Here is a 15986-nt window from a genome sequence, read left to right as displayed (position 1 = left end):
TTTGCAAAGACTTCGCGGATCAATAGTTGAATTTTGTCTTCACTTGCTCGCCGTCACGATAAGACATCACAAATGATTTCCATGGCTCGCCACGTTTCACGGCATTAGCCTTTAAATCTTTTGCCAAAAAATATATGTCGGAGACATCGAAATTGATTTCAGCGTCCGTTACCTCAACACCGTCTTTCTCTACCGTCAGTTCGGCCTCCATAAACCCTTCACCCATCTCGATCTCGTAACGGAAGGCATCGTAGCCGTGAACAACACCCCCCTCGACCATCTGAAAAATTTTTTTGACGATTTCTAGATCATCTGTGATCACTCGATTATCTCCGGTATTTTTCGGGCTTCGTTCTCAAACACTACAGATTTCGTTTTACCGTCAATCGTGTAGAACACTTGCAACGAATCAGGTCGAGAAGATCCCGAGATATTAGATGGCCACTATTTTGGCGTCAATTAACAGATTGAGTTGTCGATAAACGATCATGGCCAAATTGCGCGTCCATACCACCGTCCTGCTGAGCCACGGTCAGCCCTCCTGACGCAATAATCTGTAAACTCCCCCCTCTTTAGCCGCCCATCATTTCCCCCCGCGGCCATCACCTATTTCTGTAGCGGAGTCCACCTTGCGTCTGTTCCACACCTCCGACTGGCACCTTGGGCAAAACCTGCATGGCCAGGAGCGCGATTTCGAGCATGCGTGCTTTCTTGAATGGCTGCTGCGCCAACTGCAACTGGCGCAGCCGGATGTGCTGCTGATTGCCGGGGACATCTTTGACACGGTCAATCCGCCGGTCAAAGCCCAGGAACGCCTCTACGACTTCATCGTCAGCGCCCACGAGCAGCAACCGTTGCTGACCATCGTGATGATTGCCGGCAACCACGATTCCGGCTCGCGCATCGAGCTGCCAGCGCCGTTGATGCGCCGTTTGCGCACCCATGCGCTGGGTCGGGTGTTGTGGCTGGATGACGGCCAACTCGACGCCGAACGTCTGCTGCTGCCACTGCCGAATGCCCAAGGCGAGATCGCCGCATGGTGCCTGGCGCTGCCGTTCCTGCGTCCGGCGGAAGTGACCGGTGCACACCTCGGCGACAACTATCTGCGCGGCATCGGTCAGGTGCATGAATGGCTGATCGAAGCGGCGAATGCCAAGCGCCAACCGGGTCAGGCGCTGGTCGCCATCAGCCATGCGCACATGGCCGGCGGCTCGGTCTCGGAAGACTCCGAGCGCAGCCTGATCATCGGTAATGCCGAAGCGCTGCCCGCCAGTTTGTTCGGGCCGAGCATCAGCTACGTCGCCCTCGGCCATTTGCACAAGCCGCAGAAGGTCAACGGTGAAGAGCGCATTCGCTACAGCGGCTCGCCGATTCCGTTGTCGTTCTCGGAGATCGGTTATCAGCACCAGATTCTCGACGTCATCCTCGACGGTGAAACGCTGGTCAGCGTTGAACCGAAACTGATCCCGCGCTCGGTCAACCTGCAACGCATCGGCCCGGCGCCGCTGGCGGAGATCCTGCTGCAACTGGCCGACCTGCCGAATATTGATCTGCTCGCTGAAACCCAGCGCCAGCCATGGCTGGAAGTGCGCGTGACCCTCGACGAGCCACAGCCGGATCTGCGCCATCAAGTGGAAAACGCCCTGCAAGGCAAGGCCGTGCGCCTGGTGCGGATTGCCGCCGAATACGCCGGCAATCGCGGTGCTGACGGTGCCGAAGAAGGCAGCGCATTGATCGAACTCGATCAACTCACCCCGCAGGAACTGTTCAGTCGCGCCTGGCTCGACAATTACGGCAACGAGGTCGATGAACAGACGCTCAAGGACTTCGCCGAACTGCTGCAAGACGTGCAACTGGAGGGCGAGCAGCCATGAAGATTCTCGCCATTCGCTTGAAGAACCTCGCCTCGCTGGCCGGGCCGTTCGAGATTGATTTCACCGCCGAACCGCTGGCCAGTGCCGGGCTGTTCGCGATCACCGGGCCGACCGGCGCCGGGAAAAGTACCCTGCTCGACGCGCTGTGCCTGGCGCTGTTCGGTGCGGTCCCGCGCCTGAACAACACCGGTCGCGATGCCAAGGTGCCGGACGCTGACGGTGAAATCGCCACCGGCGACCCGCGCACCTTGCTGCGGCGCGGCACCGGCGAAGGGTATGCCGAGGTGGATTTTGTTGGCGTCGACGGCCGCCGTTACCGTGCGCGCTGGGAAGCCAACCGCGCCCGGGAAAAGGCTGGCGGCAAGTTGCAGGCCAGCCGTCAGAGCCTGCGTGACATCGATCAGGATCAACTGCTCGCCAGTCAGAAAGGCGAGTACAAGACCCAGCTCGAAGCCGCACTCGGTCTGAACTTCGAACAGTTCACCCGCGCCGTGCTGCTGGCTCAGAGCGAGTTCAGTGCGTTTCTCAAGGCTGACGACAACGACCGCAGCGAACTGCTGGAAAAACTCACCGACACCGCGCTCTACACCCGCCTCGGCCGCCGCGCGTTCGACAAGACCAAAGAAGCCCGCGAAGCGCACAAGCTGCTGCAGGATCAAGCCACCGGCGTCACTCCGCTCGCCCCCGAAGCCCGGGCCGAACTGGATGAGCGTTTCAACGCTGCCCAGCAGCAATTGAAGTTGCAGCAAGCGCAGCTCAAGCAACTGGAACAACAGCACAGCTGGCTCAAGGATTTGCGCCAGTTGCAGGACGCGCAGCAAGCGGCTGCCGAACAACTGCACAGTGCGCAGCAACAGTGGGAAAGCCTGGCCTGCGAGCGCCTGAAGCTGACGCGCCTGGAACAACTCGCCCCGCAACGGCACCAATTCGCGCGCAAGACTGAACTCGATGCGCAACTGACGCCGCTGGCCGCACAAATTGCCGCGCACACCCGCCAGCATGGCGAACTCAATAAGCGTCAGACGCAACTGGAGCAGGCACTCGATGCGGCAAAAATCGCCCTGACCGAAGCGCAGCAGCGCAACAGCGAAAGCGCCCCGCTGCTGCGTCAGGCTTTCGAAGAGCAGAGCACCCTCGCCCGCCTCGCCAAAGACACCGCCCTCAGCGCCGACGCGCGCCAAGCCGCCGAGCAGGCCTGCACGCAAGGCCAGAGCGCCATTCAAGCCTTGCAGGAAAAACAGGCTGAAGTTGCTGAACGCCTGCAGAAAATGGCCACCGAGCTCGAACAAAGTGCTCATCTGGCACCGCTCAGCGATGCATGGAATGCCTACCGCGATCGCCTGCAACAGTTGATGCTGATCGGTAATCGACTGAACAAAGGGCAAGCCGAACTGGCGACCCTCGAACAGAATGCAAGCCAAAGCGCCGAAGCGCTGGCCACGCAAAAGCAGCAACTGGAAGTGCTGTTCAAGGAGGCCGGCGCCGAGCCGGATGCGGTCGCCGAGCAGATCGGCATCCTCGGCACTCTGTTGCAGGACAACCGCAAACAGCTGCGCGCCATCGAAGACCTGACGCGGCTTTGGGCCAGTCAGCAGGAGCTGGAAAAACGCGGCGCCGAGCTGCAACAGCGCCTGCTCGACGCGCAGCAGGAACGCGAACGCCTGACCCAGGATGGGGTGAAAAGCAAAGCCGAACTGACCATCGCCGAGCAAACCCTCAGCGTCACCCGTGAACTGCTCGAGCGCCAGCGTCTGGCGCGCAGTGCCAGTGTCGAAGAGTTGCGCGCGCAGTTGCAGGACGACCAGCCCTGCCCGGTCTGCGGCAGCAACAAACATCCGTATCATCAGCCGGAAGCGCTGCTGCAAAGCCTCGGCCGTCACGATGAGTCCGAGCAGGCCAGCGCGCAGCAAGCGGTGGATCAGCTCAAGGAAAAACTCACCGAGCTGCGCGCCGAAGTCGGTGGCGTGATCGCCCGACAGAAAGAGCTATTGCAACAGCAGGAGCAATTGACCGCCCAGCTTCAGGCACTGGCGCCGAGTCTGGAGGCGCATCCGCTGGCCCCTCAGTTGCTGAATCAGGATGCCGACAAGCGTGACGCCTGGCTGACCCGGCAAACCGATCAACTGAACCAGAGCATCACGCAGGACGAACAACGCCAGAGCGCCCTGCTCACCCTGCAACAGGATGCGGCGCGCCTGACCCAGCAACTGCGCAACGCCGAAACCGCGCATCAGCAAGCGGCGCATCACCTGAGCAACCAACAACGCGAACTGAGCAGCGACCGTCAGCGTCTCGACGAAGAGCTCACCGCGTTCGCCAGCCTGCTGCCGGCCGACACCCTCGAAGCCTTGCGCGTCGAGCCGGCGGCGACCTTCATGCAGCTGGATCGGCAGATTGCCGAGCGTCTGGCGCAAGTCGATCAGCAAAAGGAAGAGTTGGCCGAACAGCAACAACGCCAGCAAACCCTGGAGAAGGAACAGGATCGCCAGCACAGCCGCGTCCAGCAATTGCAAAGCGCCGAGCAGCAGTTCAGCGCACTGGCCGCACAGCAACAGGCCTGTCAGGCGCAACTCGCGCAACTGCTGGGCGAACACAGCAGCGCCGAGCACTGGCAGCAGCAACTGGAGCAGGCCGTGGAGCAGGCGCGCAACGCCGAGACCAGCACGGCTGCGGAACTGCAGAACGTGCGCACGCAACGGGTGCAGGTGGGCGCCGAGCTCAAAGCGCAGCAGGAACGCTTGCAGGCACTGCAAAGCGAAGACAATGAGCTGACGCAGAAAATTGCCGACTGGCGCGGACGTCATCCGGAGCTGGATGACGGTGGTCTCGAAGACTTGCTGCGCGTCGATGACACGCAGCTCAGCGAATTGCGCCAGCGCTTGCAGCACAACGAAAAAGCCATCGAACAGGCCAAAGTGCTGCTGCAGGAACGTGATCAGCGTCTGGCCGATCATCAGGCGCAGCACAACGGCAATCTTGATGCCGAACAACTCGCCAGCGCCCTCGCCGACCTGCAGAACCAGTTCAACCTCAGCGAGCAACAGTGCGCCGAACTGCGCGCCGAACAGGCCGAAGATCAGCGCCGGCAAAACGCCAATCAGGCACTCGCGCAGCAGATCGCCGATGCCTATGCCGAGTATCAGCGCTGGGCGCGTTTGAATGCGTTGATCGGCTCGGCCACCGGCGACACCTTCCGCAAGATCGCCCAGGCCTACAACCTTGATCTGCTGGTGCATCACGCCAACGTGCAGTTGCGCCAACTGGTCAAACGCTATCGCCTGAAACGCGGCGGCAGCATGCTCGGCCTGCTGGTGATGGATACCGAGATGGGCGACGAATTGCGCTCGGTGCATTCGCTGTCCGGCGGCGAGACCTTCCTGGTGTCGCTGGCCCTTGCACTGGGCCTGGCATCGATGGCGTCGAGCACGCTGAAGATCGAATCGCTGTTCATCGACGAAGGCTTCGGCAGCCTCGATCCGGAGTCGCTGCAACTGGCCATGGATGCACTCGACGGCTTGCAGGCGCAGGGGCGCAAGGTCGCGGTGATTTCCCACGTACAGGAAATGCACGAACGGATTCCGGTGCAGATTCAGGTACAACGCCAAGGCAACGGTTTGAGCACACTGGAGGTGAAATGAACACGCTGTATTCGTTCCGCCGCTGCCCTTACGCGATGCGCGCGCGAATGGCTCTGCGTTATTCGGGCGTACCGGTGGAGATCGTCGAAGTCAGCCTCAAGGCCAAACCGGCCGAGATGCTGGCGATCTCGCCCAAGGGCACGGTGCCGGTGCTGGATGCGGAGGGTCGAGTGATCGATGAGAGCCTGGAGATCATGCGCTGGGCGTTGGCACAGAATGATCCTGACAACTGGTTGCTGGGCGGCGATTCACGGATTGCCGAGTTGATCGAAGCCAACGATCAGGCATTCAAGCTGCATCTGAATCGCTACAAATACGCCGAGCGCTATCCCGAGCAGCCGATGGAGGTTTATCGGGCTGAGGGCGCGTTGTTTTTGCAGAGGCTGGATGGGTTGCTTGAAGGTCGGGATTATTTGCTGAGTGATCATCCGTGTCTTGCGGATATCGCGCTGCTGCCGTTCGTTCGGCAGTTTGCGCATGTGGATCGCGAGTGGTTTGCGCAGACGCCTTATGTGCGGTTGCAGGTGTGGTTGCAGGGCTTTCTTGAGTCCGAGCTGTTCACGGCGATCATGAAGAAGTAACTTTCTCTTCTTGCTTGCCGAACCCCTGTGGCGAGGGAGCTTGTCGAGTCGTCGCACCGTCCCGCTCGGCTGCGCAGCAGTCGCAAAACCATTCAACACGGATCATCAGAAATAGGCGATCGCCGCATTTGGGGCTGCTTCGCAACCCAGCGGGAGCAAGCTCCCTCGCCACAGTGGTTCGTGTTGTCTAAGCGAGTGCGTTGCACATGCCGAGTGCCATGCAATCCACTTCGAAAGGGCCGAGAAAATCTGCCGAGACTTTTACCGGTGGGTTGCCGGCCAGCAGCCCCTGCGAGTTGGCCCGTTCGATGTTATGCGCAATGCTGTGATTGGCCTCTATGGCCCGTGCCAGCGCGCCGACCGAGCCTTGACCGAAGCCAAGTAACGCGGCGCCATTGGTCATCAGTGCCAATCCGGCGATGACCCAGAGTCTGTAACCTTTCATGCTCCGCCCACTCCTGCGAGTTCAGCACGATCAACCAGCACGTCTGCGCGGTGTTCAAACTGGATGCCGGGGTGTGCGACCTGAATCGGTGCGTCGAAGCTGTGTTGGGTTTGCGCGGCGATGCTGACAAACAGCACCAGGGCCAGGTAAAGACCGATGGCCAGGTAGGCGCCGCGCTTGGCTGAGGTGATGATTGAACTGGCCATGATGTTCTCCGTGGGCATGTTTCAGTGCCGTCAGGATCGATCAAAAAAGCCGCGGTAACCACTCAGGGTTTCCCATAGTAACCATCAGCTTGGTTGATTATTTAGGCCTTCTATCTCAGCGTTGGAGAAAACCTATCGAGCGCAGATTTTTCGATCACGCATACGTGTAGGAGCTGCCGAAGGCTGCGATCTTTTGACGTTGAAGATCAAAAGATCGCAGCCTTCGGCAGCTCCTACAGGGAGCGGTGCCAAATCAGACGTTCAGTGTTGGGCTTTGTGATCCAGCGCAGCGTAGAAGTTGGCGCTCTGTTGCAGGTATTTCTGGGTGTAGCTCTGGGTGTGGGATTTTTTGCTGCTGACTTCAGCGTTGGCACTGGCTGGCAATGCAACGGTGGCGGAGATGGCGGAAGCGGCGATAACGGAGAAGAGATTGAAGTTCATGGCGGTAACCCTCGTGTTCGGTTGGCTTGCTTTGCCCGGTTGGGCCGTGAAGCAAACTTAACGCTCGAGGGTTGATCGCTTGAAATGCTTTGTAGCATTACCGGATATCAGCGCGATTAATACAAAGAGACAGGCCCCGTAAACCGGGGCCTGTGGCTTATTGTCGCACTAGAAACTTCAGGTCGCTCGGGGCGTCCATCGGTAGTTTTTGCACGGTTTTGCCAAGCAGACCGGTCTTGGCATCGCGCTCGACGACAACAATTTCGTTGCTCTTCTGGTTGGCGATCAGCAGGAATTTGCCACTCGGATCGAGGCTGAACTCACGCGGGTGATCGCCTTCCACCGAGCGTTTTTGCAGCTCCTTGAGCTGACCGGTCGCCGGGTCGATGCTGAACACCACCAACTGATTGGCCGTGCCACGGTTGCTGACGTAGAGGAATTTGCCATCCGCCGAGGCATGCAGCGCCGCACCGGCCTTGTCCGAAGTCGGTTGGCCGGCAGCCAGATCGACCAGTTGCGTCTGGGTCAGCACGCCGTCGTTGTAGTCGAACACCGCCACCTGTGCGCTCATTTCCATGGTCAGCCAGGCATGTTTACCGTCAGCACTGAACAGCAAATGACGCGGGCCGCTGCCGGCCGGCAAACTGATCAAAGCGGTTTTTGCCGGGGTCAGCGGCAGGTCCGGGTTGGCCTTCGGGTCAAATTTGTAGATGAAGACCTTGTCCGCACCGAGATCGTTGGAGAACACGTAGCGGCCATCCGGTGAGGAAACGGTCGAGTGCACGTGGTTCGACGCCTGACGCTCGGGGTTGACCCGGCTCGCCGGGTGCGCGCTCATCTGCACCACCGGTTTGAGCTTGCCATCGGCACCGACCGGCAACACCGCGAGGGTGCCACCCGGATCTTCCATCACCGAATAGTTGCTGACGAACAGGTGGCTGACGTCGCCGCTGAGGCTTGAGTGGGTCGGTTCGTTACCCAGGCTCTGCACCTGATTGATCAGGGTCAGGGCGTGGGTCTTCGGATCAATCGAATAGCTGCTGACGCGACCGACCGGGTCTTTCTGGCCGGGGCCGTTTTCGTTGACCACGAACAGCCGATGCTGGTCTTTGGACAGGGTCAGCCATGACGGGTTTTCGCTCTTCACCACTTGCAGCGGCTTGGCAGCGATCTGGCCGGTGGCACTGTCGAAATTCATCCGGTAGATGCCCTGGCTGGTACCCGCCGTGTAGGAGCCGACCAGCAATTGATAGTTCTCGGCGCTGGCACTGGAAAGGCCCATCGCACCGACGCTGCCGGCCATCAGCAGCGGCCAGAATTTACGCATGTTCATCAGTTTCATCCTCGTCATCGCTGCTGCTGACTACATCACCGAGGCAGACCAGACGGTGCTCGCCGGTGGTTTTGGTGTCGCTGGCGTAGCCAATGATCAGCCAGCTCTGCAGGTCTTCATCAAACGTCGCCGCTGTAACCTGCGCCGGGGTGAACTCCCAATGCTTGGCCGTGCGGCCATCGATACATTCGATGTGCAGGTTGTCGTCTTCGTCGAGGGCGAATTCGAAGGCATGCAATCCATCGATTTCGACCATGCCGCAGTGTTCGAGGGCGTTGAGAAGTGTTTGGGCAGTCATGGCAAACAGTCTTTCTTAGGGGGGAAAGGGCCAATGATAGCTCATTGTCGTGCCCGGCCCTTGTAGGAGTGAGCCTGCTCGCGATGGCGGTGTGTCATCCAACCAAGATGTCGAATGTGAAACCGCTATCGCGAGCAGGCTCACTCCTACAGGGGATTTGCGGTGTGGGTTAGAAGGCGTCGCGTGAGGGCTTGCCATCCACCAGACGCTGGATGCGCAGCGGATTGCCATTCTTCAGCGGTTCCGGCAGCAAACTGTCGGGGTAATTCTGGAAGCACACCGGGCGCAGGAAGCGATCGATCGCCAGCGTCCCCACCGACGTGCCGCGCGAGTCGGACGTCGCCGGATACGGCCCGCCATGCACCATCGAGTCACACACCTCGACCCCGGTCGGATAACCATTGAGCAGGATCCGCCCGACCTTCTGTTCAAGTAACGGCGTCAGCTCCGGGAAGCGCTCGAAGTCGGTCTGCTCGCCGATCATCGTCGCCGTCAGTTGGCCGTGCAGGCCCTGCAGCGCCGCGCTGAGCTCGGCCTTGTCCGCCACTTCGACGATCACCGTGGTCGGGCCGAACACTTCCTCCTGCAAGACTTCATCGCTGTTGATCAACAGGCTGACATCGGCCCTGAACAACTGCGGCTGCGCCTGATTGCCCTGCTGCGGCTGACCTGCCAAATGCCCAATGCCGGAATGCGCCAAGAGTTTCTGCAAGCCTTTGCCGTAGCTGCCGAGGGTGCCGGCGTTGAGCATGGTCTGCGCCGGTTGATCGCCAATCAGCCCGGCCACTTGCTGGACGAAGGCGCTGAACTGCGGCGAACGAATACCAATGACCAAACCGGGATTGGTGCAGAACTGACCACAGCCCTGCACCACCGAGGCGGTCAGGTCGCGGGCGATCGATTCCGAACGCGTGGCCAGCGCCTGCGGCAAGACGATCACCGGGTTGATGCTCGACATCTCGGCGAACACCGGGATCGGTTGCGGCCGCGCCGCCGCCATGTCGCACAGTGCCCGACCGCCCTTGAGCGAACCGGTGAACCCGACGGCCTGAATCGCCGGATGCTTGACCAGCCACTCGCCCACACCGCCGCCGTAAATCATGTTGAACACACCGATGGGCATCGCAGTTTTTTCGGCGGCGCGAATCAGTGCATCGGCGACAAGTTCAGCAGTTGCCATGTGTCCGCTGTGGGCCTTGAACACCACCGGGCAACCAGCGGCCAGCGCGGCAGCGGTATCGCCACCCGCAGTGGAAAACGCCAGCGGAAAGTTGCTCGCGCCAAACACCGCCACCGGGCCGAGGCCGATGCGGTACTGGCGCAGATCGGGGCGCGGCAACGGCTGGCGATCCGGCAGTGGCAGATCGATTCGCGCGCCGTAGAAATCACCGCGCCGCAGGACTTTGGCGAACAGGCGCATCTGGCCGCTGGTACGCCCGCGCTCGCCCTGAATCCGCCCCGCCGGCAACGCGGTTTCACGACAGACCACGGCCACGAAATCATCACCCAACGCATCCAGCTCATCGGCAATCGCGTCGAGAAATTGCGCGCGGCGTTCAGCGCTGAGGCTGCGATAGGCCGGGTACGCTGCGGCGGCGGCTTTGGCGGCGGCATCGACTTCGGTTTCAGTCGCCTGAATGAAATCGTACGGCAGGTGTTCGCCGGTAGTCGCGTCGACGCTGTGCAGTTTGACGTTGCCCGCGGCACTGCGCTGACCGCCGATGTAGTTGTGACCGAGAATCTGAGTCATGGGAGCTCCTTAAAGGGTGCCGATGCTGTCCGGTTGAAAAGCCGCTTCTGCCGGCGCGATGCCGTTGACCAGCGGTGCGCCGAATTCGGCTTGGCTGATTTCGAACACGTCGCCCGGTTGGGTGCGGATGCCATCGGCGAACGACAGGGTCGCGGTGCCGAAAAAGTGAATGTGCACGTCGCCGGGACGCAGGAACTGGCGGTATTTGAAATGGTGGTATTCGAGGTTGGCGAGGCTGTGGCACATGTTGGCTTCGCCGCTGAGGAATTCGTTCTGCCACAGCACTTCACCGTCACGCAGGATGCGGCTGGTGCCGGCCAGATGCTGCGGCAATTCGCCGGTGCGCAGTTCCGGGCCGTAGCTGCAACTGCGCAGTTTCGAGTGGGCCAGGTACAGGTAGTTCTTGCGCTCCATGACGTGGTCGGAGAACTCGTTGCCCACCGCGAAACCGAGGCGCCAGGGCTTGCCGTCGTGGCCAATGACGTAGAGCCCGGCCATTTCCGGTTCCTCGCCGGCATCCTCGGCAAACGGCGGCAACGGGAAGGCCTCGCCCGGACGCACGACGATGCTGCCGTCGCCCTTGTAAAACCATTCCGGTTGCACACCCGCCTGCCCCGCTGCCGGTTTGCCACCCTCCACGCCCCATTTGAAGATGCGCATGGTGTCGGTCATTTGCGCTTCATCGCCGGCCTGTTGATGCATCTTGTCCCGCGCCGAGGCGCTGCCCAGATGCGTGAGGCCGGTACCGCTGACCAGCAGGTGCGCAGGATCGGGATGGTCCAGCGGTGGCAGGATGCGCCGGGTGTTCAGCAACTCAGCGTAGTCGTGATCGATGCCGAGGCCGTGGCTCTGCACTTGCTGTTCAAGGGTGCTGCCGCCCTCGATCGCGGCCAACGCCAGATCGCGTACGCTGCGGGCGTCCTGCACTTCGCGGACCAGACCGTTGTCGACCACGCCGACGCGGCGCTCGCCGTTAATCAATTCGAATTGAACCAGATGCATATGTCCTCTCCTGTAAACCAGTCTTGAGTTCGACGCCAATCCATTGTGGGAGCGGGCTTGCTCGCGAAAGCGGTGTGTCATTCAACGATGATGGTGGCTGACCCACCGCATTCGCGAGCAAGCCCGCTCCCACATGGGTTCCATGTTGTTCTGCCGATTCAGGTTCGGGTGGCACCGCGTGCGCTGGCGGCAAATTGCTCGGCCGGCAGCGCGTGTTTGCGCTCGAGCACGCGGTAGACGATGGCTGTGAGGATCAATCCGAACACCATCACCCCCGACAGGAAATACAACCCCGAAGCCAGATTCCCGGTGTACTCCTTCAACGCCCCGATCACGAACGGCCCGATATAGCCGCCGAGGTTGCCCACCGAGTTGATCAGGGCGATCCCCGCCGCTGCACTCGCGCCGGCAAAGAACCGCCCCGGCAAGGTCCAGAACACCGCCGTGCAGGAAAACAGCGCGAACGCCACAAGACACAGCGCCGCCAATTGCGCCACCGGCAGGGTCAGCCACGCGCTGAAGAACAGGCCCAGCGCGCCCAGCACATAGAGCACCGCGAGGTGGCCGTAGCGATCGTTCATGCGGTCGGAACTGCGCGGCACGATCAGCAGACCGACGATGCCGAAGATGTACGGCACCGCCGAGACAAAACCAGTCACCAGATCGCTGCCGCCGAACTGTTTGATCAGCGTCGGCAGCCACAGGCCGAGGCCATAAATGCTCAGGGTCACCGGCAGGTAAAACAGCGCCAGCAGCAACACGCGTTTGTCTTTGAGCGCATGCAGCGGGTTGCCGTGACGGGTCTGGCCGTATTCCTGAAGATCCTTTTTCAGTTCGCCGGTCAGCCAGTCTTTCTCGGCCTGATCCATCCACTTCACGTTCTGCGGGCCGTCGGGCAGCCAGCGCAATACCGGCCAGGTCAGGAGGATCGCCGGGGTGCCGATGACGATGAACAGCCATTGCCAACCGTGTAGACCGAGGATGCCGTCCATGCCCAGCAAGCCGCCGGATACCGGGCCGGTGATCATCATCGCGATCGGTTGAGAGAGGATGAACAGGCCGAGGATCTTGCCGCGATGGCGCACCGGGAACCATTGGGTGATGTAGTAGAGAACGCCGGGGAAGAACCCCGCCTCCGCCGCGCCGAGCAGAAAGCGCATGACGTAGAAACTGTGCGGGCCCTGGACGAACGCCATGCCGATGGTGATTGCGCCCCAGGTGATCATGATCCGCGCAAACCAGCGCCGCGCACCGAAGCGTTCGAGCATCAGGTTGCTGGGGATTTCGAGAAGAAAGTAGCCAATGAAAAACAGCCCGGCACCGAGACCATAGGCTGCGTCACCGATGCCGATGTCGGCGCCCATGTGCAGCTTGGCGAAGCCGACGGCCGAGCGATCCACATAGGCGATCAGGTACAGCAGGATCAGGAAGGGAATCAGTTTCAGCGTGATGCGCCGGACAAGCCGCAGTTCCTGGCTCATGGGATCGGTCTCCGATTGTTGTTTTTATAGAACCTCGGGGGACGCCTCTCGCGGAAAACCGCCAGGGCCAATCCCTCCACCGAAAACGACTATATAGTAATACTAATTACCCAACAACACTTCCAAAGCGGCGATTTTGCGCTTATGTTTAGCCATGACTCGCAAACAATAGTCTTACAATAAGAGAACCGATCATGTCTGAGAAGAAACCCACCCTGCGCTCGGCCCAATGGTTTGGCACGGCCGACAAGAACGGCTTCATGTACCGCAGCTGGATGAAGAATCAGGGCATCGCCGACCACCAGTTTCACGGCAAGCCGATCATCGGCATCTGCAACACATGGTCGGAACTGACCCCGTGCAACGCGCATTTCCGCCAGATTGCGGAGCACGTCAAACGCGGGGTGATCGAGGCTGGCGGCTTTCCGGTGGAATTCCCGGTGTTCTCCAATGGCGAGTCGAACCTGCGCCCGACCGCCATGCTCACTCGCAACCTGGCGAGCATGGACGTCGAAGAAGCGATTCGCGGCAACCCGATTGACGGCGTGGTGCTGCTGACCGGCTGCGACAAAACCACTCCGGCGCTGCTGATGGGCGCGGCCAGTTGCGATGTGCCGGCGATCGTCGTCACCGGCGGGCCGATGCTCAACGGCAAGCACAAGGGCAAGGACATCGGCTCCGGCACGGTGGTCTGGCAGCTCAGCGAACAGGTCAAGGCCGGCACTATCACCATCGACGATTTCCTCGCGGCCGAGGGCGGCATGTCACGCTCGGCGGGCACCTGCAACACCATGGGCACCGCGTCGACCATGGCTTGCATGGCCGAAGCACTGGGCACGTCGTTGCCGCACAACGCGGCGATTCCGGCAGTCGATGCGCGGCGTTACGTGTTGGCGCACATGTCCGGCATGCGCGCGGTGGAGATGGTGCGCGAAGACTTGCGACTGTCGAAGATCCTGACCAAGGAAGCCTTTGAAAACGCCATTCGGGTCAACGCGGCCATTGGCGGTTCGACCAACGCAGTGATTCACCTGAAAGCCATCGCCGGTCGCATCGGCGTCGAACTGGATCTGGACGACTGGACGCGCATCGGGCGCGGCATGCCGACCATCGTCGACCTGCAACCGTCCGGGCGTTTCCTGATGGAAGAGTTTTACTACGCCGGGGGCTTGCCGGCGGTGCTGCGGCGTCTCGGCGAGGCCAATCTGATTCCCAATCCGAATGCCCTGACCGTGAATGGCAAGACGCTGAGCGAGAACGTGAAAGACGCGCCGATCTATGGCGAGGACGAAGTGATCCGAACCCTCGACAATCCGATCCGCGCCGACGGCGGTATCTGCGTGTTGCGCGGTAATCTGGCGCCGCTGGGTGCGGTGCTCAAACCGTCCGCCGCCACGCCTGAATTGATGCAGCATCGGGGTCGCGCGGTGGTGTTTGAAAACTTCGATATGTACAAGGCGCGGATCAATGATCCGGAACTGGATGTCGATAAAGATTCGATTCTGGTGATGAAGAACTGCGGGCCAAAGGGTTATCCGGGCATGGCCGAGGTCGGCAACATGGGCTTGCCGGCCAAGCTGCTGGCGCAGGGTGTGACCGATATGGTGCGCATTTCTGATGCGCGGATGAGCGGCACCGCGTACGGCACGGTGGTGTTGCACGTCGCCCCGGAAGCGGCGGCCGGCGGGCCGTTGGCGGTGGTGCAGGAAGGCGACTGGATCGAGCTGGATTGCGCCAGCGGGCGTTTGCATCTGGACATTCCAGATGCCGAACTGGCGGCGCGCATGGCAGATCTGCAGCCACCGCAGCAGCTGTTGGTCGGCGGCTATCGTCAGTTGTACATCGACCATGTGCTGCAGGCGGATCAGGGTTGTGACTTTGATTTCCTGGTCGGCTGCCGAGGTGCTGAAGTCCCCCGCCATTCCCATTAACAGCAAAAGATCGCAGCCTGCGGCAGCTCCTACCTTGGAATGCATTCCCACTGTGGGAGCGGGCTTGCTCGCGAAGAGGGTGTGTCAGTGCCATATATTTGGCTGACACTCCCTCTTCGCGAGCAAGCCCGCTCCCACATTTGGCTACTGTGTCTGCCTCAATACAGTGTCGTGCCTGCTATGATGCGCGGCATCTCCATCGCTCAGGATCGCGCCGTTCCCCATGGATTACCGCAAACCTTCCGACCGCAAAAGCATGCACTCGCGCATTGTCCAGGAACTGGGCATGCAGATCGTCTCCGGACGTTTTTTGCCCGACGACAAACTGCCCGCCGAAGCGCTGTTGTGCGAGGAATACGCGGTCAGCCGCCCGGTGTTGCGTGAAGCCACGCGAGTGCTGGTGGCCAAGGGACTGGTGTACTCCAAACCGCGTGTCGGCACGGTGGTCAAGGCCCGACGTGAATGGCACATGCTCGATCCGGACGTGCTGCACTGGCTGATGCAAAGCAGCCCGCAGAATGAATTCTTCAATGTACTGACCAGTGTGCGCAGCATCATCGAACCGGCCGCTGCCGCCCTCGCCGCTCAGCACGCGACCGAGGCAGACATCGCCGCCATCGGCGAAGCCTATCAGCGCATGGAAGCCGCACCGACCCCGGAAGCCCTGCTGCAACCGGACCTGGACTTCCACAGCCGCATCGCCGACGCGACCCATAACGATCTGCTGGCGAACCTGTGCAACATGCTTTCGGTGGCGATTGCCGAGGCGTTGAAGCATTCCAACCAGCGGCCGAATCTGCATGAGCTGGCGCTGCCACGGCACAAGGCGATTCTTACCGCCATCGAAAACCGTGATGCGCTAGGTGCCCGCCACGCGACGCTGGTGCAGCTGGATGATGCGCGTAGTGCGTTGAGTGCTGTGCTCGGCACCGAACTTTCCTGACACACCCAAAATTTCCTGTGGGAGCGGGCTTGCTCGCGAATGCGGAGTGTCAGCAAAGCATGT

At 60.9% G+C, this 15986-nt stretch carries 14 protein-coding genes; 5 read left to right on the top strand and 9 right to left on the bottom strand.

What is annotated here, in order from left to right:
* Positions 1–19 precede the first annotated feature (19 nt).
* Positions 20–322, bottom strand: a complete 303-nt coding sequence (locus tag LCH64_RS00310; RefSeq protein WP_226499132.1) for a hypothetical protein — start codon at positions 320–322, stop codon at positions 20–22.
* Positions 323–629: 307 nt separating this feature from the next.
* Here LCH64_RS00310 and LCH64_RS00305 point away from each other — a divergent pair, with 307 nt between their 5' ends.
* From LCH64_RS00305 to LCH64_RS00295, 3 genes are read left to right on the top strand one after another with little or no spacing between them, the layout of a single operon-like run.
* Positions 630–1874, top strand: coding sequence for an exonuclease SbcCD subunit D C-terminal domain-containing protein (locus LCH64_RS00305; RefSeq protein WP_226499131.1), 1245 nt, complete (start codon positions 630–632; stop codon positions 1872–1874).
* The gene (locus LCH64_RS00300) at positions 1871–5512 is read left to right on the top strand and encodes an AAA family ATPase (protein ID WP_226499130.1); all 3642 of its coding nucleotides are present in this window, start codon (positions 1871–1873) and stop codon (positions 5510–5512) included. Before LCH64_RS00305 ends, LCH64_RS00300 begins: the two co-directional genes overlap by 4 nt.
* Positions 5509–6093: a glutathione S-transferase gene (locus LCH64_RS00295; RefSeq protein WP_226499129.1), complete on the top strand. Its 585-nt coding sequence runs from the start codon at positions 5509–5511 to the stop codon at positions 6091–6093. Before LCH64_RS00300 ends, LCH64_RS00295 begins: the two co-directional genes overlap by 4 nt.
* Positions 6094–6280: 187 nt before the next feature.
* On the opposite strand, the gene LCH64_RS00290 is transcribed toward LCH64_RS00295, so the two are convergent.
* From LCH64_RS00290 to LCH64_RS00255, 8 genes are all read right to left on the bottom strand, one after another.
* Positions 6281–6538, bottom strand: a complete 258-nt coding sequence (locus tag LCH64_RS00290) for a hypothetical protein (RefSeq protein WP_226499128.1) — start codon at positions 6536–6538, stop codon at positions 6281–6283.
* Positions 6535–6744, bottom strand: a complete 210-nt coding sequence (locus tag LCH64_RS00285) for a hypothetical protein (protein WP_027613086.1) — start codon at positions 6742–6744, stop codon at positions 6535–6537. The genes LCH64_RS00290 and LCH64_RS00285 overlap by 4 nt, the downstream gene beginning before the upstream one ends.
* Before the next feature lie 261 nt (positions 6745–7005).
* Positions 7006–7185, bottom strand: coding sequence for a hypothetical protein (locus tag LCH64_RS00280; protein WP_003225702.1), 180 nt, complete (start codon positions 7183–7185; stop codon positions 7006–7008).
* 157 nt (positions 7186–7342) lie between these two features.
* Positions 7343–8518 carry a lactonase family protein gene (locus LCH64_RS00275; RefSeq protein WP_226499127.1) on the bottom strand — a complete coding sequence of 392 codons (1176 nt, stop codon included), beginning with the start codon at positions 8516–8518 and terminating at the stop codon, positions 7343–7345.
* The gene (locus tag LCH64_RS00270; RefSeq protein WP_103522086.1) at positions 8505–8816 is read right to left on the bottom strand and encodes a DUF5629 family protein; all 312 of its coding nucleotides are present in this window, start codon (positions 8814–8816) and stop codon (positions 8505–8507) included. Before LCH64_RS00270 ends, LCH64_RS00275 begins: the two co-directional genes overlap by 14 nt.
* Before the next feature lie 169 nt (positions 8817–8985).
* Positions 8986–10566: an aldehyde dehydrogenase (NADP(+)) gene (locus LCH64_RS00265; RefSeq protein ID WP_226499126.1), complete on the bottom strand. Its 1581-nt coding sequence runs from the start codon at positions 10564–10566 to the stop codon at positions 8986–8988.
* A 9-nt stretch (positions 10567–10575) separates the two neighbouring features.
* Complete coding sequence (gene araD1, locus LCH64_RS00260) at positions 10576–11568, bottom strand: AraD1 family protein (RefSeq protein WP_226499125.1); 993 nt, start codon at positions 11566–11568, stop codon at positions 10576–10578.
* Between the two features lie 158 nt (positions 11569–11726).
* Entirely contained in the window at positions 11727–13049 is a 1323-nt protein-coding gene (locus LCH64_RS00255; protein WP_226499124.1) for an MFS transporter, read from the bottom strand.
* Positions 13050–13243: 194 nt separating this feature from the next.
* Here LCH64_RS00255 and LCH64_RS00250 point away from each other — a divergent pair, with 194 nt between their 5' ends.
* Both LCH64_RS00250 and LCH64_RS00245 read left to right on the top strand, forming a co-directional pair.
* On the top strand, positions 13244–14980 hold the full coding sequence (locus LCH64_RS00250; RefSeq protein ID WP_003225709.1) for an IlvD/Edd family dehydratase: 1737 nt from the start codon (positions 13244–13246) through the stop codon (positions 14978–14980).
* Positions 14981–15203: 223 nt separating this feature from the next.
* Positions 15204–15923, top strand: a complete 720-nt coding sequence (locus tag LCH64_RS00245) for a FadR/GntR family transcriptional regulator (RefSeq protein WP_007968622.1) — start codon at positions 15204–15206, stop codon at positions 15921–15923.
* Positions 15924–15986: the final 63 nt, after the last annotated feature.

The organism is Pseudomonas sp. MWU16-30322, from assembly GCF_020515535.1.
In the GTDB taxonomy this organism is placed as follows: Bacteria; Pseudomonadota; Gammaproteobacteria; order Pseudomonadales; family Pseudomonadaceae; genus Aquipseudomonas; species Aquipseudomonas fluorescens_H.
The sequence above is the reverse complement of the archived record's forward strand: the minus strand, read 5'-3'. Positions and strand labels throughout refer to the sequence as shown.